We start from the raw sequence: 18,244 nt of genomic DNA on the forward strand, positions 1-18,244 counted from the left end.
CGCCCGGATTCTGCGTACCACCCGGGCGAGATCGTCGCTGGATAGACTCGCGGAGTGCCTGACACCGTCGATCGCATCGCGATCCTGATTGACGCCGACAACACCTCGCCGAAGCATGTCGCCGACATCCTCGACGAACTTGCCCAGTTCGGACGGGCAACCGTCAAGCGCGCCTACGGCGACTGGACGACCCCGCAGCTGGCCGGCTGGAAGCCGGAACTCAACCGGCACGCGATCGCTCCGGTGCAGCAGTTCGCGTACACGACCGGCAAGAATTCGACAGACTTCGCCCTGGTCATCGACGCCATGGACCTGCTCTACTCCGGCGAGGTGGACGCCTTCGCGCTGGTCTCCAGTGACTCCGACTTCACCCGTCTGGCCACCCGGCTGCGCGAATCCGGGAAGACCGTGTACGGCCTCGGCCTGCGCAAGACCCCGGAATCCCTGGTCGCCGCCGTCGACCGGTTCATCTACCTCGAACTGCTGGGCGCGAACCAGGCCGCCGAACCGGCCGAGCCGGAGCCCGCGGCGATCGAGGCCGGGCCGCCCCTCCCCAACCTGCAGAGCATCCTCACGAAGGCGGTCAACCGCGCTGCCGGTGACGACGGCTGGGCCCACCTCTCGACGGTCGGCAGCCAGTTGCGCGCGGCTGACGCCTCCTTCGACCCGCGGCTGTACGGCTTCGACCGGCTGGTCACGCTGGTCAACGCCCAGCCCTACCTCACCGTCGACACCAATGGTTCGGTGACCCGGGTGGGCGTCAAGGGAACCGTGCCGGTGCGGAAACCAGGTCAGAAGAAGGCCGCTGCCGCCGCCCAGCCGACCCCGGCAAAGAAGACCGCAGCCCCCAGACGGGCCGCGGCGAGCGAGCCGACAACTGCGGACTGAGGTACGCCAGGGCGGGATCGGGGACTCCGCACGGCGGGCGCAGGGCACGGGAGCGGCGACTCAGCGCGCCGGGTACCGGGCACGGGATCGGGGTTCCGGCCAGCGCCGGGATGGCAGGAAGGCAGACCGGTATGCCAGCCAGCAAGTCGGGACGAGAAGGGCCAGCCGCTTCCTCACGCGATCGTGGCGGGTGTGCCGGTGTCATTCCCACGCGATCGTGGCAGGTGTCTGATTTCGTGGTGGTGGCCCGCATCGACGGCTGTCGCTCCCACGCGATCGTGCTGGGCGTCGGGAACTCATCGGTGGCGGCGGTGGCTTTCTGATCACTCCCACGCGATCGTGGCGGGTGTGCTGGCGCTCACTCCCACTCGATGGTGGCTGGGGGCTTGCTCGTCACGTCCAGCACCACCCGGTTCACCTCGAGCACCTCGTTGGTGATCCGGGTACTCATCCGCTCCAGCACCTCGTACGGCAGGCGTCCCCAGTCGGCAGTCATCGCGTCCTCGCTGGTCACCGGCCGGAGCACCACCGGATGGCCGTAGCTGCGACCGTCGCCCTGCACCCCGACCGACCGGACGTCGGCCAGCAGCACCACCGGGAACTGCCAGATCGAGGAGTCCAGTCCGGCGGCGGTGGTCTCCTCGCGGACGATGGCGTCGGCCGCGCGCAGGATCCGCAACCGCTCGGCGTCCACCGCGCCGATGATCCGGATCGCCAGTCCCGGACCGGGGAAGGGATGTCGTCCGACGATCTTCTCCGGCAGGCCGAGTTGGCGGCCGACCTCGCGAACCTCGTCCTTGAACAGGGTGCGCAGCGGCTCGACCAGCTCGAACTGCAGGTCGTCCGGCAGGCCGCCGACGTTGTGGTGGCTCTTGATGTTGGCCGCCCCGTCGCCGCCACCGGACTCCACCACGTCGGGGTAGAGCGTGCCCTGCACCAGGAACCGGACCGGCGCGCCTTCAGGAGCCGCCGCGATCACCTCGCGCTCGGCGGCCTCGAAGACCCGGATGAACTCCCGTCCGATGATCTTCCGCTTGGTCTCCGGATCGGTGACGTCGGCCAGGAAACCGAGGAACTGGTCGGCGGCATCCACGGTGCGCAATGCGGCACCGGTGACCTCGACGAAGTCGTGCTCGACCTGCTCGCGTTCGCCGGCCCGCAACAGGCCGTGGTCGACGAAGACGCAGGTCAACTGTTCGCCCACCGCGCGCTGGACGAGAGCCGCCGCGACGGCGGAGTCCACCCCGCCGGAGAGCGCGCAGATCACCCGGTCACCGCCGACCTGGGCACGGATTCGTGCCACCTGCTCGTCGACGATGTTCGCGCTCGTCCAGGTCGGCCGGCAGCCAGCGATGTCGTAGAGGAAGTGCTCCAGCACCTGCTGGCCGTGCTCGGAGTGCAGCACCTCGGGATGCCACTGGACGCCGGCCAGCGGACGGTCGGTGCTCTCCATCGCCGCGACCGTGGCGCGGGGCGAGCGGGCGGTCACCCGGAAGCCCGCCGGGGCGCCGGTGACCTCGTCGCCGTGCGACATCCAGGAGGTGAGGGTGGCCGGCAGGCCGGCCAGCAGTCGTCCGGGTTCGAGCACCTCGACGGTGGTGCGGCCGTACTCCCGTTGCCCGGTGCGGGCGACCGTGCCGCCGAGCGCCTGGGCCATCGCCATGAAGCCGTAGCAGATCCCGAACACCGGCAGGTCGTGGGCGAGCAGGTCGCCGTCGAGCTGGGGAGCGCCGGGGTCGTAGACCGAACTGGGCCCGCCCGACAGGATGACCGCCCGGGGCCGCCTGGCAAGGATGTCGGCGACGCTCGTGGTGTGCGGCACGATCTCGGAGTAGACCTTGGCCTCGCGCACCCGGCGAGCGATGAGTTGGGCGTACTGGGCGCCGTAGTCGACGACCAGCACCAGGTCATGCTCAGGGGTCATGGGCGCAGTCTATTGGCCGGGTACCACCGGCCCGTCACCCGCCCAGCTGACCGGGACACCGTAACCGTCCCTCTGTCCCGGCACACCGGAACCGTCCCTTCCCGCCCGCCGGGACCGTGCCCACCCGAGCAATCCGAACGGCAACCAAGGACGTCCACTCCTCGATCCTCATTGACCACGCTTTGGACGGGTGGGTAGCATCGCAGGCATGTCGACCATGCGCACCACCTCCATGTGTTGTCGCTGCATGCCGTCGATGGTCTGCTGTCGCGTGCGCTGATTCCTGCCGCCCGGCCAACTCTCACCATCCGACGCCCGTCATCACAGGGCGCCCTTTTGCCTACCCATCCCCGCTTTCCTGCCGTACAAAACCAAGCAGTACAAGGAGATCCATCCATGTCGCTCAACCCCGACACCCTCGCCGTCCATGCCGGCCAGGAGGAGGCCGACCCGGCCACCAACTCCCGCGCCGTCCCGATCTACCAGACCACCTCCTATGTCTTCGACGACACCCAGCACGCCGCCGATCTGTTCGCGCTGCGGGTGCCGGGCAACATCTACACCCGGATCATGAACCCCACCCAGAACGTCTTCGAGACCCGGGTGAACGCTCTGGAGGGTGGCGTGGGCGCGCTGGCCACCGCGTCCGGCTCTGCCGCGATCAACTACGCTGTCCTCACCCTGGCCGGAGCCGGCGACAACATCGTCGCCCTCTCGACGCTCTACGGCGGCACCTACGCGCTGTTCGCCCACACCCTGCCCCAGTTCGGGATCGAGACCCGGTTCATCGATCCCGAGCACCCCGAGGACCTCGCCGCACACGTCGACGACCGCACCAGGCTGATCTTCGGCGAGACCGTCGGTAACCCGGCGATCAACGTCATCGACCTTGACGCCTGGGGTGAGGCCGCCCACGCCCTCGGCCTGCCCTTCATCGTCGACAACACCGTGCCGACCCCGATCCTGGCGAAGGTGTTCGACCACGGCGTAGACATTTCCGTCCATTCCGCGACCAAGTACATCGGCGGTCACGGCACCTCGATCGGCGGCATCATCGTCGATTCCGGCAAGTTCGACTGGGCCGCGCACGCCGACCGCTTCCCCAGCTTGACCGGGCCGGACGGTGCCTACCACGGCGTGATCTGGACAGAGGCCGCCGGCCCGGCCGCCTACATCATCCGGGCCCGCACCGTCCTGCTGCGCAACACCGGCGCCGCGATCTCTCCGTTCAATGCCTGGCAATTCCTGCAGGGACTGGAGACCCTGCACCTGAGGCTGGAGCGGCACTCGTCCAATGCCCTGGCTGTGGCTCGCTATCTGGAGCAGCACCCAGCTGTGGCCTGGGTGAACTACCCCGGCCTGGAGTCCTCGCCGTCCAAGGCGATCGCCGACCGGGTCTTCACCGGACGCGGCTATGGGGGCATTCTGTCCTTTGGGCTCAGGGCTGGGCGCGAGGGCGGTAGCCGGTTCGTCGAAGCCCTGCAGCTGTTCAGTCACCTGGCCAATATCGGCGACGCGAAGTCGCTGGCCATCCACAACGCAACCACCACCCACTCCCAGCTCACCGAGGACGAACTGGTCGCCGCGGGGGTCGCCCCCGAGATGGTGCGGCTCTCGCTGGGCATCGAGCACCCCGACGACCTGATCGCTGACCTCGAGCAGGCCCTCGCGAAGGCCGACCCGGCCTCCGCCACCACCCACTGAGTACCTCCGACAACCCACAAGGAAGAAGAAATGGCGTACTACGAAGACGCGACCCAGCTCATCGGTCGCACCCCACTGGTCAAGATCAACCGCCTCTACGGCGACGCCCCCGCCACTGTGCTGGCGAAGCTGGAGTACTACAACCCGGCCAACTCGGTGAAGGACCGGATCGGTGTCGCGATCATCGACGCCGCCGAGGCCGACGGCTCCCTGCAGCCCGGCGGAACCATCGTCGAGGCAACCTCCGGCAACACCGGCATCGCCCTGGCCTGGGTGGGCGCCGCCCGTGGCTACAGGGTGATCATCACGCTGCCTGAGACCTTCTCCAAGGAGCGGCGGGCAGTGCTGCGGGCGCTCGGCGCCGAGCTGGTCCTCACCCCCGGCCCCGACGGCATCGGCGGGGCGAAGGCCAAGGCCGAGGAGATCGCCGCCGCCACTCCCGGCGCGATCCTTGCCCGCCAGTTCGACAACCAGGCCAATGTGGAGATCCACCGCAAGACCACCGCGGAGGAGATCTGGGCCGACACCGACGGCGCGGTTGACATCGTCATCTCCGGTGTCGGGACGGGCGGCACTATCACCGGCATCGGCCAGGTGCTGAAGGAGCGCAAGCCGTCGGTGAAGCTCTACGCCGTCGAGTCCGCCGAGTCGGCGGTACTGTCGGGAGAGCCGAAGGGCCCGCACAAGATCCAGGGCATCTCCCCGGGATTCATCCCGTCCATCCTGGACTTCGGTGTCGTCGACGGCATCATCAAGGTCACCTCCGACGACGCCCTCGACTGGGCCCGCCGGGTCGCCAAGGAGGAGGGGCTGCTGCTGGGCATCTCCTCGGGTGCCGCGCTACGGGCTGCCAAGGAGCTTGCGGAAGACCCGGCCAACGCGGGCAAGACCATCGTGGTGATCGCTCCCGACTGGGGCGAACGCTACCTGAGCACCCCGCTGTACTCCGACCTGCTCGACTGACGCGGTTCCCGGCCAGGAAAGGCCGTCCATGACCTTCGGCCCGCCCCTTGGATCTCCGGGGCGGGCCGAAGCCATTCCCGCGGCTGGTGGCCACCGGCGTCCGCCACCAGCCGGACGTCTTCGTCCCGATGCGCGACAATGGGCCCACGATGATGGACGGAGCCGCATGCACCCACTGTTGAAGGCCGCCCGGAACCGGATCCGGGAGGATCTGGACGCCGCCATGCGCGAAGATCCTGCGGCAACCTCGAAGCTGCTGGTCGCGCTCAGCTACCCCGGGGTGCACGCCGTCTGGGTCTACCGGCTGGCACACCGACTGTGGCTGCGCGGGCCGGTGTTCAAGCCGCTGGCCCGGGTCCTCTCCCAGTTCGCCCGGTTCTTCACCGGCGTGGAGATCCACCCGGGGGCGACCATCGGACGCCGGTTCTTCATCGACCACGGGATGGGCGTGGTGATCGGTGAGACCGCCGAGGTGGGCGATGACGTCCTGATGTACCACCAGGTCACCCTCGGCGGCCGCTCCCGCGGACGGTTCAAGCGCCATCCCACGATCGGCAACAACGTCCTGCTGGGCGCCGGCGCGAAGATCATCGGCCCGATCACCGTCGGGGACGGGACGAAGGTGGGCGCCAACGCTCTGGTGGTGAAGGACGTCCCCGCGAACTCGGTGGTCACCGGTATCCCCGCCAACACCGCGCCCGGCGATATCGTCGCCTGACTCCCCCGTTGCCACGGTGCCGGCGACTCCCTCGTGCGGGAGCGACGGCACCCTGCGTCGGCGGCCTGGATCGTCCTGGTGCCGGGCCGGCGCATCCTGCGTGGGACGATTCCAGCGCTGGACTTGTCGCGCCCTGGCCGGGAGCGGGAAGGGCCTCGGCTAGGCTGGACGCGTGCAGAGCGACCCCGATCTCGAGCGGCTGCGTGGCTCGATAGACAATCTCGACACCGCGATCATCTGCCTGCTCGCGGAGCGCTTCAAGATCACCCAGCAAGTCGGCTACCTGAAGCGGGAACGGGGGCTCGCGGCTGCCGATCCGGAACGCGAGGTGCAGCAGATCGCACGGCTGCGGCAGTTGGCGCTGGAGAGCAATCTCGACCCCGAGTTCGCCGAGAAACTGCTGGGCTTCATCGTGGCCGAGGTGGTCCGCCATCACGAGGCCATCGCCGCTGACGCGCAGTGACGTCCGGCTGACCGGCGCGGGGCCGCTTCGCCGGCGGTGAGCCAGCCCCGGTGACAGCAGATGGGGCAGGACTCACCTGGGGACTGTTCCACCCTGGGTCATACCCCGATCGGTCAGGACAGCAGGGTGCGGTCGCTGACCGCCTTGATCTTCTCGAACTGGCGGAGCAGATCCTCCACCGTCGCCTGCTGCTTGGCAGCACCCGCGAGCTCGTGGATGATCCTGCCCTCGTGCATCATGATCAGCCGGTTGCCCATTGACAACGCCTGCTGCATGTTGTGGGTGACCATCAGGGTTGTCAGGCCGTGCCGCTCCACCAGTTCCCGGGTGAGCCGGATCACCAACGCGGCCCGGGCGGGGTCGAGGGCGGCGGTGTGCTCGTCCAGTAACAACAGGCGCGGCCCGGTGAACGCGGCCATCAGCAACGAGAGCGCCTGGCGCTGTCCGCCGGAGAGCAGCCCGGCGTCGGTGCGCATCCGGTCTTCCAGCCCGAGTTCGAGTCGGGCCAGTTCCGCGCGGAAGATCTCCCGCTTGGCCCGGGTGACCGCCCGCCGCAGGCCGCGCCGGCGGCCTCTGGCCCAGGCCATCGCCAGGTTCTGCTCGATGGTGCCGTGCGGCATGGTGCCGGCGGTCGGATCCTGAAACACCCGTCCGACATAGCGGGCCACCTTGTGTACCGGCAGCCGGGTGACGTTGCGGTCGTCGATCGACACCGTCCCCGACACCGGACGCTGCTCACCGGCGACCACGTTGAGCAGGGTCGACTTGCCCGCGCCGTTGGAGCCGATGACGGTGACGAAGTCGCCCTCGGTCAGGGTGAGGGAGAGCTTGTCGAGCGCCACCTTCTCGTTGGCGGTGTGCCGGAAGAAGATCTGGGTGACCTCATGGAGCTCAAGCACGGGCTTCCTCCTCCCGCGCGACCTTGGCGAGCAGGCGTTCGCGCCGCCGCGTCCGCCATCCCCGGAAGACGCCCAGCCGCGGCAGCAGCAGGGCGGCGATCACCAGGACGGCGGAGATCAACTTCATGTCGTTGGGGTCGAAGCCCCGCTCCAGCGCCAGCTGGATGATCAGCCGGTACACCACCGAACCGACCACCACGGCCAGAGTGGCGAAGACGAACCGGCGGCTGACCACCAGTGCCTGCCCGATGATCACCGACGCCAGCCCGGCAACGATCAGGCCGATACCCATGCCGATGTCGGCGAAGCCCTGGTACTGCGCGATCAGCGCTCCGGCCAGGCCGACCAGGGCGTTGGAGATGACCAGGCCGAGGATCTTGGTGAAGTCGGTCGAGACCCCCTGGGCGCGGATCATCCGCTCGTTGTCGCCGGTGGCCTGCAGCGCGATGCCGATCTCGGTGTTGAGGAACCAGTCCACCAGGATCAGGAAGGCCAGCGCCACGACCGCCAGGATCAGCACCGACACCCAGCTGCCCAGCAGTTGGGCATCCCGCAGCCCGGAGAACAGGGTGGTCTCCCGCAGCATCGGCAGGTTGGCCTTGCCCATGATCCGCAGGTTGATCGAGTACAGCGCGATCTGGGTGAGGATGCCGGCCAGCAGTGGGTTGATCCCGCCCTTGGTGTGCAGCAGGCCGGTCACCAGACCAGCCACCCCGCCCGCCGCCGCCCCGACCGCGGTGGCCAGCAGGGGTGCCTGGCCGGCAATGATGAGGGACGCCGCAACTGCCGCGCCCGTGGTGAAGCTGCCGTCGACCGTGAGGTCCGGGAAGTCCAGCACCCGGAAGGTGAGGTACACCCCGAGGGCCATCAGGCCGAAGATCAGCCCCAGGTCGAGCGCGCCCAGCATCGTCTCAGCCGACGACCTGGGCCTGGGCCAGCAGATCGGCGGGGAGCTCGACGCCCATCCGGGCTGCCGCGTCCTGGTTGACCACCAGGCTGACGTCCTTCAGGGTCTCCACCGGCATGGTGGCCGGGTCGGCGCCCTCGGTGAGGATGCGGATCGCCATCTGGCCGGTCTGGTAGCCCAGCTTGGTGTAGTCGATGCCGTAGGTGATCAACGCACCCTTGGCGACCGAGTCGCCCTCACCGGCGATCAGCGGGATCTTGCGGCTCTCGGCCACCTGGATCACTGCCTCCAGGCCCGCCACCACGTTGTTGTCGGTGGGGACGTAGATCGCATCGACGTCGAGAGAGGACGCCGCCTGCTGCACCTCACCGGTGGCGGTGATGGTCTTCTCGACCAGCTCCAGACCCTCGGCGGCCGCCGCCTCGCGGGCGAGCTTCACCTGCACCTCGGAGTTCACCTCGCCGGAGCTGTAGAGCACGCCGACCATCTTCGCGTTCGGCGCCACCTTCTTGACCAGCGCGATCTGCTCGGCGACCGGGTTCAGGTCCGAGGTGCCGGTGACGTTGCCGCCCGGGGCCTCGGCGCTGGCCACGAGCTGCGCCGCGACCGGATCGGTCACCGCGGTGAACAGCACCGGCGTCGTGGTGATCACCTGGGCACTCGCCTGGGCAGTGGGTGTGGCGATGGCCAGTACCAGGTCGAGCCCGGCGGAATTGAACTTGTTGGCGATGTTGGTGGCGGTCGCCTGGTCTCCCTGCGCGTTCTGCTCGTCGAAGGTCACCTCCAGGCCGGCATCGGCGAAGGCCTGTTTGAAGCCTTCGCGCGCTGCGTCCAAAGATGCGTGGGAGACGATCTGGGTGATCCCGATCTTGTACTCCTTCACCGGCGCCGATGAAGCCGGCGAGGACGATTCCGACGGCTGGCTGGAGGTCTGCCCGCTCGGCGCCGCGCCCGAGGCGCAGCCGGCGAACAGCAGGGACAGTGCGGTGACGGTGCCAGCGAGGACGACCGGGGAGCGCTTCATACCAGATCTTTCTCGGGTTCAAGGGGTAGGCATGCAGGATAGGGCGTTCGGAGTTCGAGACACCAATCTCACATGTGGAAATGCTAGCGGTCTCCGCAGCCGCTCAGTGCCGGAATGCGAACGATGGTCAGCAGCCCTCATCGCAGCAGCGGCCGGGGGTCTGGCTTGCGCACCGAGAGTGCGCGACGCAAGAACTTGCGTACACTTGCAGGCATGGCAGGTCGGCTTTCCATGGTGGCGGACAAGGTTGGCGTCAGCGAGGCGACGGTCTCCCGCGTGTTGAACGGACGTCCGGGGGTCTCCCAGGCCACCCGGGATGCGGTGCTGACCGCCCTGGATGTGCTGGGCTATGAGCGCCCGACCAAGCTGCGCGGCGACCGCAACCGTTTGGTCGGCCTGGCTCTGCCTGAGCTGGGCAACCCGATCTTCCCGGCCTTTGCCGAGGTGATCGGCGGAGCGCTGGCGCAGCAGCGGTTCACGCCGGTGCTCTGCACCCGTTCGGCAGGGGGTATCACCGAGGCCGAGTACGTCGACCTGCTGCTCGACCAGCACGTCTCGGGGGTGATCTTCGTCAGCGGGCTGTTCTCCGAGCGGGCGGCCGACCACAGCCACTATCGCCGACTGCACTCCCTCGGCCTGCCGGTGGTGCTGATCAACGCCGCGGTCGAGGCGATGCCCTTCGCCCGGGTCTCCTGCGATGACGGGCTGGCGATGGAGCAGGCCCTCGGGCACCTGCTCTCGCTCGGACACGAGCGGGTGGGGCTGCTGCTGGGCCCCGAGGACCACGTCCCCTCCGAGCTCAAGCTGGCCGGAGCCGAACGGCTCGCCCGCCGCCACGGCCGCAGCCTCGACCCCAGCCTGGTGGTGCACAGCCAGTACTCGCTGGAGGCCGGCCAGGCCTCCTGTGCCCAGTTGCTCGACGCCGGGGCCACCGGCATCGCGTGCGCTTCCGACATGCTCGCGCTGGGCGCGATCCGGGCGGTCCGGCGAGCCGGCCTGCAGGTGCCGCAGGACGTGTCGGTGGTCGGCTATGACGACTCCGCCCTGATGAACTCCACCGAGCCCGCGCTGACCACCGTCCGGCAGCCGATCGAACCGATGGGGCGGGCGGGGGTCGACCTGCTTGCCCGGATGATCGGCGGTGACCAGCCGCCCACCCAGGAGTTGCTGTTCGAGCCCGAACTGGTGGTCCGCGCCTCCACCGCCGCCCGGCGCTGACCGGGCCTGCCGGCAGAGCCGGTCAACACCCGTAGCCCCACGATCCGATCCCCGGAGCCCACCCGCACCTGGGGCCTTGCGGGCGGGTTGCAGAGTGCGCCCGTCCGCTGGCCTCGCGCAGCTGCTCTCCCCGCGAAGCGGAACAGCGCAACCATTCGTCGAGCCAGGCTCGGCTCCGATCAGATGGTCGCATTTTGATAACAAGTCAGTCGAGTTCTTGCGTTCTTTTAGTCGATCTCTTACGTTAGTGCCGTCACACACCAACCCGGTGTCGGTGTTTCGAGTCGGACGAGGGGGTCCCGTGGTCGCGTCGGCTGCGCAGGACTGGTGGCGGGATGCCGTCATCTACCAGATCTATCCCCGCAGTTTCGCGGACGGCAACGGCGACGGCACCGGTGACCTGGCGGGCGTCCGCTCCCGGCTCCCCTACCTCCGCGACCTCGGGGTGGACGCGGTCTGGTTCACCCCCTGGTACCTCTCCCCACTCGCCGACGGCGGCTACGACGTCGCCGACTACCGTCGGATCGACCCCGCCTTCGGCACCCTCGAGGAGGCCGAGGCGCTGATCCGCGAGGCCGCCGAGCTCGGCATCCGCACCATCATCGACATCGTCCCCAACCACATCTCCGACGTCCACCCGTGGTTCCAGGCAGCGCTCACCGCCGGGCCTGGTTCCCCCGAGCGCGCCCGATTCTGGTTCCACCCCGGCGCAGGCGAGGACGGCTCGCAGATCCCCACCCACTGGGTGTCCAGCTTCCAGGGCGCCACCTGGACCCGCACCACCAACCCCGACGGCACCCCCGGCGAGTGGTACCTGCACCTGTTCACCCCCGAACAGCCGGACGTGAACTGGACCCACCCCGAGGTGCGCGCCGAGCACGAGGCGGTACTGCGGTTCTGGTTCGATCGAGGGGTGGCCGGCATCCGGATCGATTCCGCCGCGGTGATCATCAAGGACCCGTCCTTCCCCGAGGCGCCGGCCGACGAGGCGTCCATCCCACCCGGCCAGCACCCGTTCATCGACCGTGATGAGATCCACGACGTCTACCGTTCCTGGCGTCGGATCGCCGACTCCTATCACCCGCCCCGGGTGCTGGTCGGCGAGATCTGGCTGCCTGACGTGCAGCGGTTCGCCGCCTACCTGCGTCCCGACGAGATGCACACCGCGTTCAACTTCGACTTCATGTCCCGGCCCTGGCAGGCCGCCGAACTGCGCGCCTCGATCGAGGCCACCCTGGCCGCCCACCGCGAGGTCGGAGCGCCGGCCACCTGGGTGCTCTCCAACCACGACGTCACCCGCCCGGTCACCCGCTACGGGCGGCAGGAAACCTCCTTCGCCTTCGCCGCCAAGCGATTCGGCACGCCCACCGACCTGGAACGGGGACGAGTCCGCGCCCGGGCAGCCTGCCTGCTCACCGCCGCGCTGCCGGGCTGCCTGTACCTCTACCAGGGTGACGAACTCGGCCTGCCCGAGGACGAGGAGCTCCCGCTGGACGTCATCCAGGATCCGATGCACTACCGCTCCGGCGGCACCGACCCGGGCCGGGACGGCTGTCGCGTCCCGTTGCCCTGGACCGCCGACCCAGCTGCCAATCACGGCTTCTCCACCCCCGTTCCCGGCCTACCCGCCGCCGCGGGGCGGGTGCTCGCCCCCACCCGGCCCTGGCTACCCCAGCCCACCTGGTGGGGCGAGTACGCCGTGGATGCCGAGGACGCCGACCCCGAGTCGATGCTGTGGCTCTACCGCCGCGCGCTGCGACTGCGCCGGCAAACCGCCGACCTGCGCACCGGCCGGTTCGCCTGGTGGGAACTCGGCCCCGATGTGCTCGCCTTCACCCGTGGCCGGTTCGGCTGCGTGGTGAACCTCGGCAGCGCCCCCGTCCGGCTGCCGGTCGACGCCGGGATACTCCTGGCCAGCCGGCCGCTGTCCGACCACCGCCTCGACACCGACAGCGCGGCCTGGCTGCGACTCCCCGATCCCGATCCCCAACCAGTTGACCACCGCGAGCCCACCAGGTAGCTACCGGGCGGGACCACGCCGAGAAAGGAAACCGACGAAGATGTCCGCAACAATCCGCAGGGCCATCGCAGGCCTTGGGGTGGTCGCCCTGGCGGCCTCCGCCGTCGCCTGCAGTGCCACCACACCGTCCCCGTCAGCGCCGGCACCGGGAACTTCTTCCGAACCGCCGGCCAACTCCGCCCCGGTCCACGTTGACCTCACCGTCGTCGGCCTGCTGCCCGGCGCCACCCCCGAGGCGCAGGAGAACCTCGCCAATCAGGTGAAGCTGTTCGAAGCAGCCAACCCGGACATCACGGTCACCACCAAGGAATATGAGTGGAAGGCGACCACCTTCGCCGCCGACCTCGCCGGTAGCACCCTGCCCGACGTCTTCGAGATCCCGTTCACCGACGCCAAGGCGCTGATCGCCAACGGCCAGATCTCCGACATGAACGACTACCTGACCGAATTCCCCTTCGGTGGCGCGTTCAATCCGAACGTGCTGCAGTACGGTCAGGGTGCGGACGGCCACGCCTACGCGATCCCGGCCAAGTCGGTCTACGGCATCGGCCTGCACTACAACCGCGAACTGTTCACCAAGGCCGGACTCGACCCGGACAAGCCCCCCACGACCTGGGACGAGGTGCGCAGCTACGCCAAGCAGATCGCCGACAAGACCGGTGCGGCGGGCTACTCCCAGATGGCCACCAACAACACCGGCGGCTGGCAACTGACCGTGGCCACCTACGCCCGCGGCGGCCGGATGGAGACGGTCGGGACGGACGGCAAGGCGACCGCCACCGTCGACAACGACGCCACCAAGGCAGCCCTGCAGTTCCTGAAGGACCTGCGCTGGGCCGACAACGCGATGGGCTCCAACTTCACCTACGACTGGGGCTCGATCAACCAGGCCTTCGCCGCCGGCCAGGTCGGCATGTACACCTCCGGGCAGGACGTCTACACCTCCCTGGTGCAGGCGAACGCGATCAACCCCGACATCTACGGGCTGACCATGATCCCGCTGGAAGGCACTGACGCCGGCATCCTCGGCGGCGGCACCATGGCAGCGGTCAAGGCCGGCGTCTCCGATGACGTGAAGCTGGCTGCCGCGAAGTGGATCTCGCACTGGTACCTCTCCCGCTACACCAGCGAAGAGGCCGCTCTGGCCTTCAACCAGCAGGCCTTCGACGACAAACAGCCGGTCGGCACCCCGGAGCTGCCGATCTTCTCCGACGAGAACCTCGCCCAGTACCGCGCCTGGATCAAGCCGCTGATCAACGTCCCACTCGACCAGATGACCGGTTTCACCGACAAGATCGGTTCGGCGACGATCCTCAACGAGCCCGCCGTGGCCACCCAGGACGTCTACGCCGCGCTCGACCCGGCGGTCCAGGCGGTGCTGACCGACAAGAACGCCGACATCAACGCCCTGCTGGCCGATGCCACCAAGACCGCGCAGCGCGCGATCAACAAGGCCCAGCGCTGAGGTGCCCGCAACGGTGGGCCGGATCAGCCAGAGTGGTCCGGCCCACCACGACTCCCACCAGGGTCACCACCGATCGAGGAGCAGGATGACAGTCGCACCGTCACCCACCCGTCGCCGGCCGAGCCTGACCGGCTGGGTTCGGCGTGGCGGCCTCACCACGCTCGGGTTCGCGCTGCCGATGATCCTCATCTTCGGGCTGTTCTCGCTGTGGCCGATCCTGCGGTCGATGGTGATGGCCTTCCAGGAGACCAACCTGACCGGTACCTCCACCTGGGTCGGCCTGGACAACTTCGTCTGGGTGCTGACCGACCCGGACCTGCCGATCGCGATCCGCAACACCGGCTACTTCGCTCTGCTGGCACTGCTGATCGGGTTCCCGCTGCCGCTGATCGGCGCCGTCCTGCTGAACGAGATGCGGCGGCTGAAGGGTTTCTACACCGCCCTGGCCTACCTGCCGGTCGTGGTGCCGCCGGTGGTCGCCGTGCTGCTGTGGCGATTCTTCTATGACGGCTCACCAACCGGAGTGTTCAACCAGCTGCTCGGGTGGGTGGGCCTGGGGCCGTTCCCCTGGCTGAACGACAGCGCCTGGGCGATGCCCTCGCTGGTTCTCGAAGCCACCTGGGCCGGAGCCGGTGGCACGTTGATCATCTATCTGGCCGCGCTGGTCGGCGTCCCGGGCGAACTGTACGAGGCCGCCGAACTGGACGGGGCCGGGGTCTGGCGCAAGATCTGGCACGTCACGCTGCCCCAGTTGCGCGGGGTGCTGTTCATCACGCTGATCCTGCAGCTGATCGCCACCGCGCAGGTCTTCCTGGAGCCCTACCTGTTCACCGGCGGCGGGCCGAACAAGGCCACCCTGACCGTCCTGCTGATGATCTACAACTACGCCTTCGGCGCCTCACTGGGCTCCGACTACGGTGCCGCCACCGCGCTCAGCATGATGCTGGCGGTCTTCCTGGCGATCTTCTCGCTGGTCTACTTCCGGCTCACCCGTTCCTGGAGTCAGTCATGAGTGCCGTCACCGATCCACAGCCGGCCGTGGCGGCGAGCGCCGCGTCATCGGGCGGGAGGCGCCGCCGGAGCCGGGCGGCGCTGGTCACCGGCGACCGCGGTGTGTTGTCGGAGTCCGACCGGCGCAGCCCCGCCGTAGCGGTGTCGCTGGGCGTGATCAACGTTGTGCTCTTCGTCCTGCTGGTGGTCGCCTGCCTGGGGCCCTTGCTGTTGCTGGTGAAGTTCGCGGTCACTCCCACCCAGGACATCCTGCGTACCCCGCTGGCGTTGTTCCCGAACGGCATCCGCTGGGAGAACCTCACCCGGGCGTGGAACGAGGTGCAGATCAACCGGTACTTCCTCAACACCGTGGTACTGGCGGCCGGGTCGTGGTTCTTCCAGCTGCTGGTGGCGACCACCGGCGGCTATGTCTTGTCGGTGCTGCGGCCGAAGTACGCCAAGCTGCTGAACGGCCTGGTGATCTCCACGCTGTTCGTCCCCGCAGTGGTGCTGCTGGTGCCGCTCTACCTCACGGTGCTGAACCCGCCGCTGATCGGGCACTCGCTGCTCAACACCTACTGGGCGGTCTGGCTGCCGTCCGCGGCCAGCGCCTTCAACGTGATGATCGTCGCCCGGTTCTTCGACTCACTGCCCCACGAGGTCTTCGAGGCCGCCCGGGTGGACGGCGCCGGGCCCTTCCGGCTGTTCACCGCGATCGTGCTGCCGATGTCGAAGCCGATCCTCGGCGTGGCCTCGGTGTTCGCGATCATCGCCAGCTGGAAGGACTTCCTGTGGCCGCTGCTGGTGCTCAAGCAGCCCGATCTGCAGCCGTTGTCGGTACGGCTGCCGAGCATCCAGGCGCAGACCGACCTGGGTGTCTTCCTGGCCGCGCTGGCGATCTCGACGGTGGTTCCGGTGATCATGTTCCTGGTCTTCCAGCGGGCATTCCTGCGCGGCGCCGGGATGAGCGGGGCGGTGAAGGGCTGAACCGCCCCGTCCCGGCTACGGAACCGCCCGCCGCAGCACCAAGAAGGCGGAGGACGCGAGCACCGCGGATAGCAGCAACATCCAGCCACCCAGCGAGAGCGGGGTCTGGACGACGAACCAACTGCCGAGGTGAGTCCACCAGTTCTGCCAGGCAACCAGTGCGAGCAGGCCGACCAGAACCAGCCCTAGGCCGACCAGCACCGTCGTCAGCACCGTGGCGCCCCAGCGCTTGTAGATCGTCGCCGCCCAGAGGCCGGCCTGGAAGAAGACCATCGTCAGGGCGAGGAAGAACACCCAGGCGTGATACCACGGGCCATCGGTGACCCAGACGACGTTGAACATGTCGGACTGGACTCCCCAGCCGTTGCTGGCCCGCTCGAGCGGCGCCAGGACGACGTAGAGCGTCGCCACGACCATCCCGGACGCGACCGCCACCAGCATCGTGCCCAGGAAGAAGGTCCGCCGGGTGACGCTCAGCGCCTGCGAGAAGGGAAAGGTGAGGGTGAGGCTCTGGACGCCGACGATGGCGAAGTACCACAGCGGCGCCTGGGCGGCACCGTTGAAACCGCTCGCGCCCGTCGGAAGCCGCAGGATCGCGAAGATCAGCCAGCTGATCACGAAGGCGCCGCCGATGATCATCAGCGGCACCCAGAGGAAGGTCTGCTTGTTGATCAGCTGCATCCGCGCAACCTTGAACACCCGGTTCACGCCGCCACCTCCTGCTTGGCGTTGCCATTGCTCCAGTCGTCACGCATGGTGAGCCGCACGACAAGTTGCTGCAGTGAGACCGGTGCGAGATCCAGCCCGGTCCCAGTGATCTGCTGACGTTCGGTCTCGGTCAGTTCGCCGAACACCGTGGCGCTGGTAACCCGACCCAGGCTCTCGCGATGGATCACCTCGCGACCGGCGACGAACCTCTCGACATCCTCAGCGTTGCCGACGATGGTCGCCGCGCGAGAGCGGATGGCGTCCGTCTCGTCGTCCAGCAGGATCCGGCCGCGTTCGACCACGATCACCCGTTCAAGCATGTCCGCGACCTCGTCGATCAGGTGTGAGGAGAGGATGATCGTCCGGGGGTGCTCGGAGTAGTCCTCCAGCAGTCGGTCGTAGAACAGTTGACGGGCGACCGCGTCCAGGCCCAGGTAGGGCTCGTCGAAGAAGGTGATCTCGGCCCGACATGCCAGTCCGATGATCACCCCCACTGCCGACTGCTGGCCGCGGGAGAGCTTCTTGATCGGCTTCTTCATGGGGAGCTGAAAGTCGTCAACCAGGCGCGCCGCCAACGCGGCATCCCAGTTCGCGAAGAACAGGCTGGCCATTTTCAGCGCGTGACGCGCAGTCGCGTCATCGGGGTACTTCTGGCTCTCTCGGACGAAACACATCCGGGGCAGCACCCGCTCGTTCTCGTACGGGTTCTCGCCGAACACCCGGGCGGTGCCCGAGGTGGCGAAGTTCTGCGCGGTCAGGATCGACATCGCGGTGGTCTTTCCAGCGCCATTGCGTCCCAGCAACCCGTAGATCGTGTTGGCTTCGATGGTGAAGCTGACGCCGTCCAGGGCGAGGGTGTCGCCGTACCGCTTGGTGAGGTGACTGGCCTGAATCACGGCAGTCATGAGAATGCTCCTTCGGTGGGGGTATCGGTTCGGATCAGGGCGGCGACCTCGTCGGGGCTCAGCCCGAGGCGGGCGGCCTCGGCGAGCAAGGGACGCAGGTAGCTCTCGGCAAAGGTGGCACGACGACGGGCGAGCAGCGCCTCCCGGGCGCCCGCTGCGACGAACATCCCCACCCCCCGACGTTTGGAGAGGACACCGGCTTCCACGAGCATGTTCACCCCCTTCGCCGCGGTGGCGGGGTTGATACGGTAGAAGGCGGCGAGCTCGTTGGTCGAGGGCGCCTGGGTCTCCTCCGGCAGACTGCCGTCCACGATCGAATCCTCGATCCGCTCGGCGATCTGCAGAAAGAGCGCCCGTCCTTCGTCCATCTCAAACCTCAGGTTCGATGGTTCATTACCCAACTAGGTAACCACCGAACCGGACGGACGTCAACCCTCGGCACTCACCGCCACCCCTACGCG

At 68.3% G+C, this 18,244-nt stretch carries 17 protein-coding genes; 10 read left to right on the forward strand and 7 right to left on the reverse strand.

The window, feature by feature from the left end:
* Nucleotides 1–54 precede the first annotated feature (54 nt).
* The gene (locus tag VB080_RS02100; RefSeq protein ID WP_323416765.1) at nt 55–888 is read left to right on the forward strand and encodes an NYN domain-containing protein; all 834 of its coding nucleotides are present in this window, start codon (nt 55–57) and stop codon (nt 886–888) included.
* 358 nt (nt 889–1,246) lie between these two features.
* On the opposite strand, the gene guaA is transcribed toward VB080_RS02100, so the two are convergent.
* Entirely contained in the window at nt 1,247–2,812 is a 1,566-nt protein-coding gene (gene guaA / locus VB080_RS02105) for a glutamine-hydrolyzing GMP synthase (RefSeq protein WP_323416766.1), read from the reverse strand.
* Nucleotides 2,813–3,208: 396 nt separating this feature from the next.
* On the opposite strand from guaA, the gene VB080_RS02110 reads away from it, so the two are divergent.
* From VB080_RS02110 to VB080_RS02125, 4 genes are all read left to right on the forward strand, one after another.
* Nucleotides 3,209–4,516, forward strand: a complete 1,308-nt coding sequence (locus tag VB080_RS02110; RefSeq protein ID WP_323416767.1) for an O-acetylhomoserine aminocarboxypropyltransferase/cysteine synthase family protein — start codon at nt 3,209–3,211, stop codon at nt 4,514–4,516.
* 30 nt (nt 4,517–4,546) lie between these two features.
* Nucleotides 4,547–5,479, forward strand: coding sequence for a cysteine synthase A (gene cysK, locus VB080_RS02115; protein ID WP_323416768.1), 933 nt, complete (start codon nt 4,547–4,549; stop codon nt 5,477–5,479).
* Nucleotides 5,480–5,645: 166 nt separating this feature from the next.
* Complete coding sequence (gene cysE / locus VB080_RS02120) at nt 5,646–6,197, forward strand: serine O-acetyltransferase (protein ID WP_323416769.1); 552 nt, start codon at nt 5,646–5,648, stop codon at nt 6,195–6,197.
* Nucleotides 6,198–6,369: 172 nt separating this feature from the next.
* On the forward strand, nt 6,370–6,660 hold the full coding sequence (locus tag VB080_RS02125) for a chorismate mutase (RefSeq protein WP_323416770.1): 291 nt from the start codon (nt 6,370–6,372) through the stop codon (nt 6,658–6,660).
* 113 nt (nt 6,661–6,773) lie between these two features.
* On the opposite strand, the gene VB080_RS02130 is transcribed toward VB080_RS02125, so the two are convergent.
* The 3 genes from VB080_RS02130 to VB080_RS02140 are packed head-to-tail and all read right to left on the reverse strand — an operon-like array spanning nt 6,774 to nt 9,490.
* On the reverse strand, nt 6,774–7,559 hold the full coding sequence (locus VB080_RS02130) for an ABC transporter ATP-binding protein (RefSeq protein ID WP_323416771.1): 786 nt from the start codon (nt 7,557–7,559) through the stop codon (nt 6,774–6,776).
* Nucleotides 7,552–8,466, reverse strand: a complete 915-nt coding sequence (locus tag VB080_RS02135; protein WP_323416772.1) for an ABC transporter permease — start codon at nt 8,464–8,466, stop codon at nt 7,552–7,554. The genes VB080_RS02130 and VB080_RS02135 overlap by 8 nt, the downstream gene beginning before the upstream one ends.
* Nucleotides 8,467–8,470: 4 nt before the next feature.
* Nucleotides 8,471–9,490 (reverse strand): ABC transporter substrate-binding protein, encoded by a 1,020-nt coding sequence (locus VB080_RS02140; RefSeq protein WP_323416773.1) that lies wholly within the window; start codon nt 9,488–9,490, stop codon nt 8,471–8,473.
* Nucleotides 9,491–9,703: 213 nt separating this feature from the next.
* On the opposite strand from VB080_RS02140, the gene VB080_RS02145 reads away from it, so the two are divergent.
* The 5 genes from VB080_RS02145 (at nt 9,704) to VB080_RS02165 (ending at nt 16,170) form a co-directional block, all read left to right on the forward strand.
* Nucleotides 9,704–10,708, forward strand: a complete 1,005-nt coding sequence (locus VB080_RS02145; RefSeq protein WP_323416774.1) for a LacI family DNA-binding transcriptional regulator — start codon at nt 9,704–9,706, stop codon at nt 10,706–10,708.
* 301 nt (nt 10,709–11,009) lie between these two features.
* On the forward strand, nt 11,010–12,728 hold the full coding sequence (locus tag VB080_RS02150) for a glycoside hydrolase family 13 protein (protein WP_323416775.1): 1,719 nt from the start codon (nt 11,010–11,012) through the stop codon (nt 12,726–12,728).
* A gap of 40 nt (nt 12,729–12,768) precedes the next feature.
* On the forward strand, nt 12,769–14,193 hold the full coding sequence (locus VB080_RS02155) for an ABC transporter substrate-binding protein (protein ID WP_323416776.1): 1,425 nt from the start codon (nt 12,769–12,771) through the stop codon (nt 14,191–14,193).
* A gap of 85 nt (nt 14,194–14,278) precedes the next feature.
* Nucleotides 14,279–15,205, forward strand: a complete 927-nt coding sequence (locus tag VB080_RS02160; protein WP_323416777.1) for a sugar ABC transporter permease — start codon at nt 14,279–14,281, stop codon at nt 15,203–15,205.
* A complete protein-coding gene (locus VB080_RS02165) occupies nt 15,202–16,170 on the forward strand; it encodes a carbohydrate ABC transporter permease (RefSeq protein ID WP_323416778.1) in 969 nt (322 codons plus the stop codon). Before VB080_RS02160 ends, VB080_RS02165 begins: the two co-directional genes overlap by 4 nt.
* Before the next feature lie 15 nt (nt 16,171–16,185).
* On the opposite strand, the gene VB080_RS02170 is transcribed toward VB080_RS02165, so the two are convergent.
* Genes VB080_RS02170 through VB080_RS02180 form a run of 3 tightly spaced genes read right to left on the reverse strand, consistent with a single transcriptional unit; the run spans nt 16,186 to nt 18,151 of the window.
* Entirely contained in the window at nt 16,186–16,878 is a 693-nt protein-coding gene (locus VB080_RS02170) for a hypothetical protein (protein WP_323416779.1), read from the reverse strand.
* Entirely contained in the window at nt 16,875–17,783 is a 909-nt protein-coding gene (locus VB080_RS02175; RefSeq protein ID WP_323416780.1) for an ABC transporter ATP-binding protein, read from the reverse strand. Before VB080_RS02175 ends, VB080_RS02170 begins: the two co-directional genes overlap by 4 nt.
* Nucleotides 17,780–18,151: a GntR family transcriptional regulator gene (locus VB080_RS02180; protein ID WP_323416781.1), complete on the reverse strand. Its 372-nt coding sequence runs from the start codon at nt 18,149–18,151 to the stop codon at nt 17,780–17,782. The genes VB080_RS02175 and VB080_RS02180 overlap by 4 nt, the downstream gene beginning before the upstream one ends.
* Nucleotides 18,152–18,244: the final 93 nt, after the last annotated feature.

The organism is Propionicimonas sp. (genome assembly GCF_034927565.1).
GTDB lineage: Bacteria > Actinomycetota > Actinomycetes > Propionibacteriales > Propionibacteriaceae > Propionicimonas.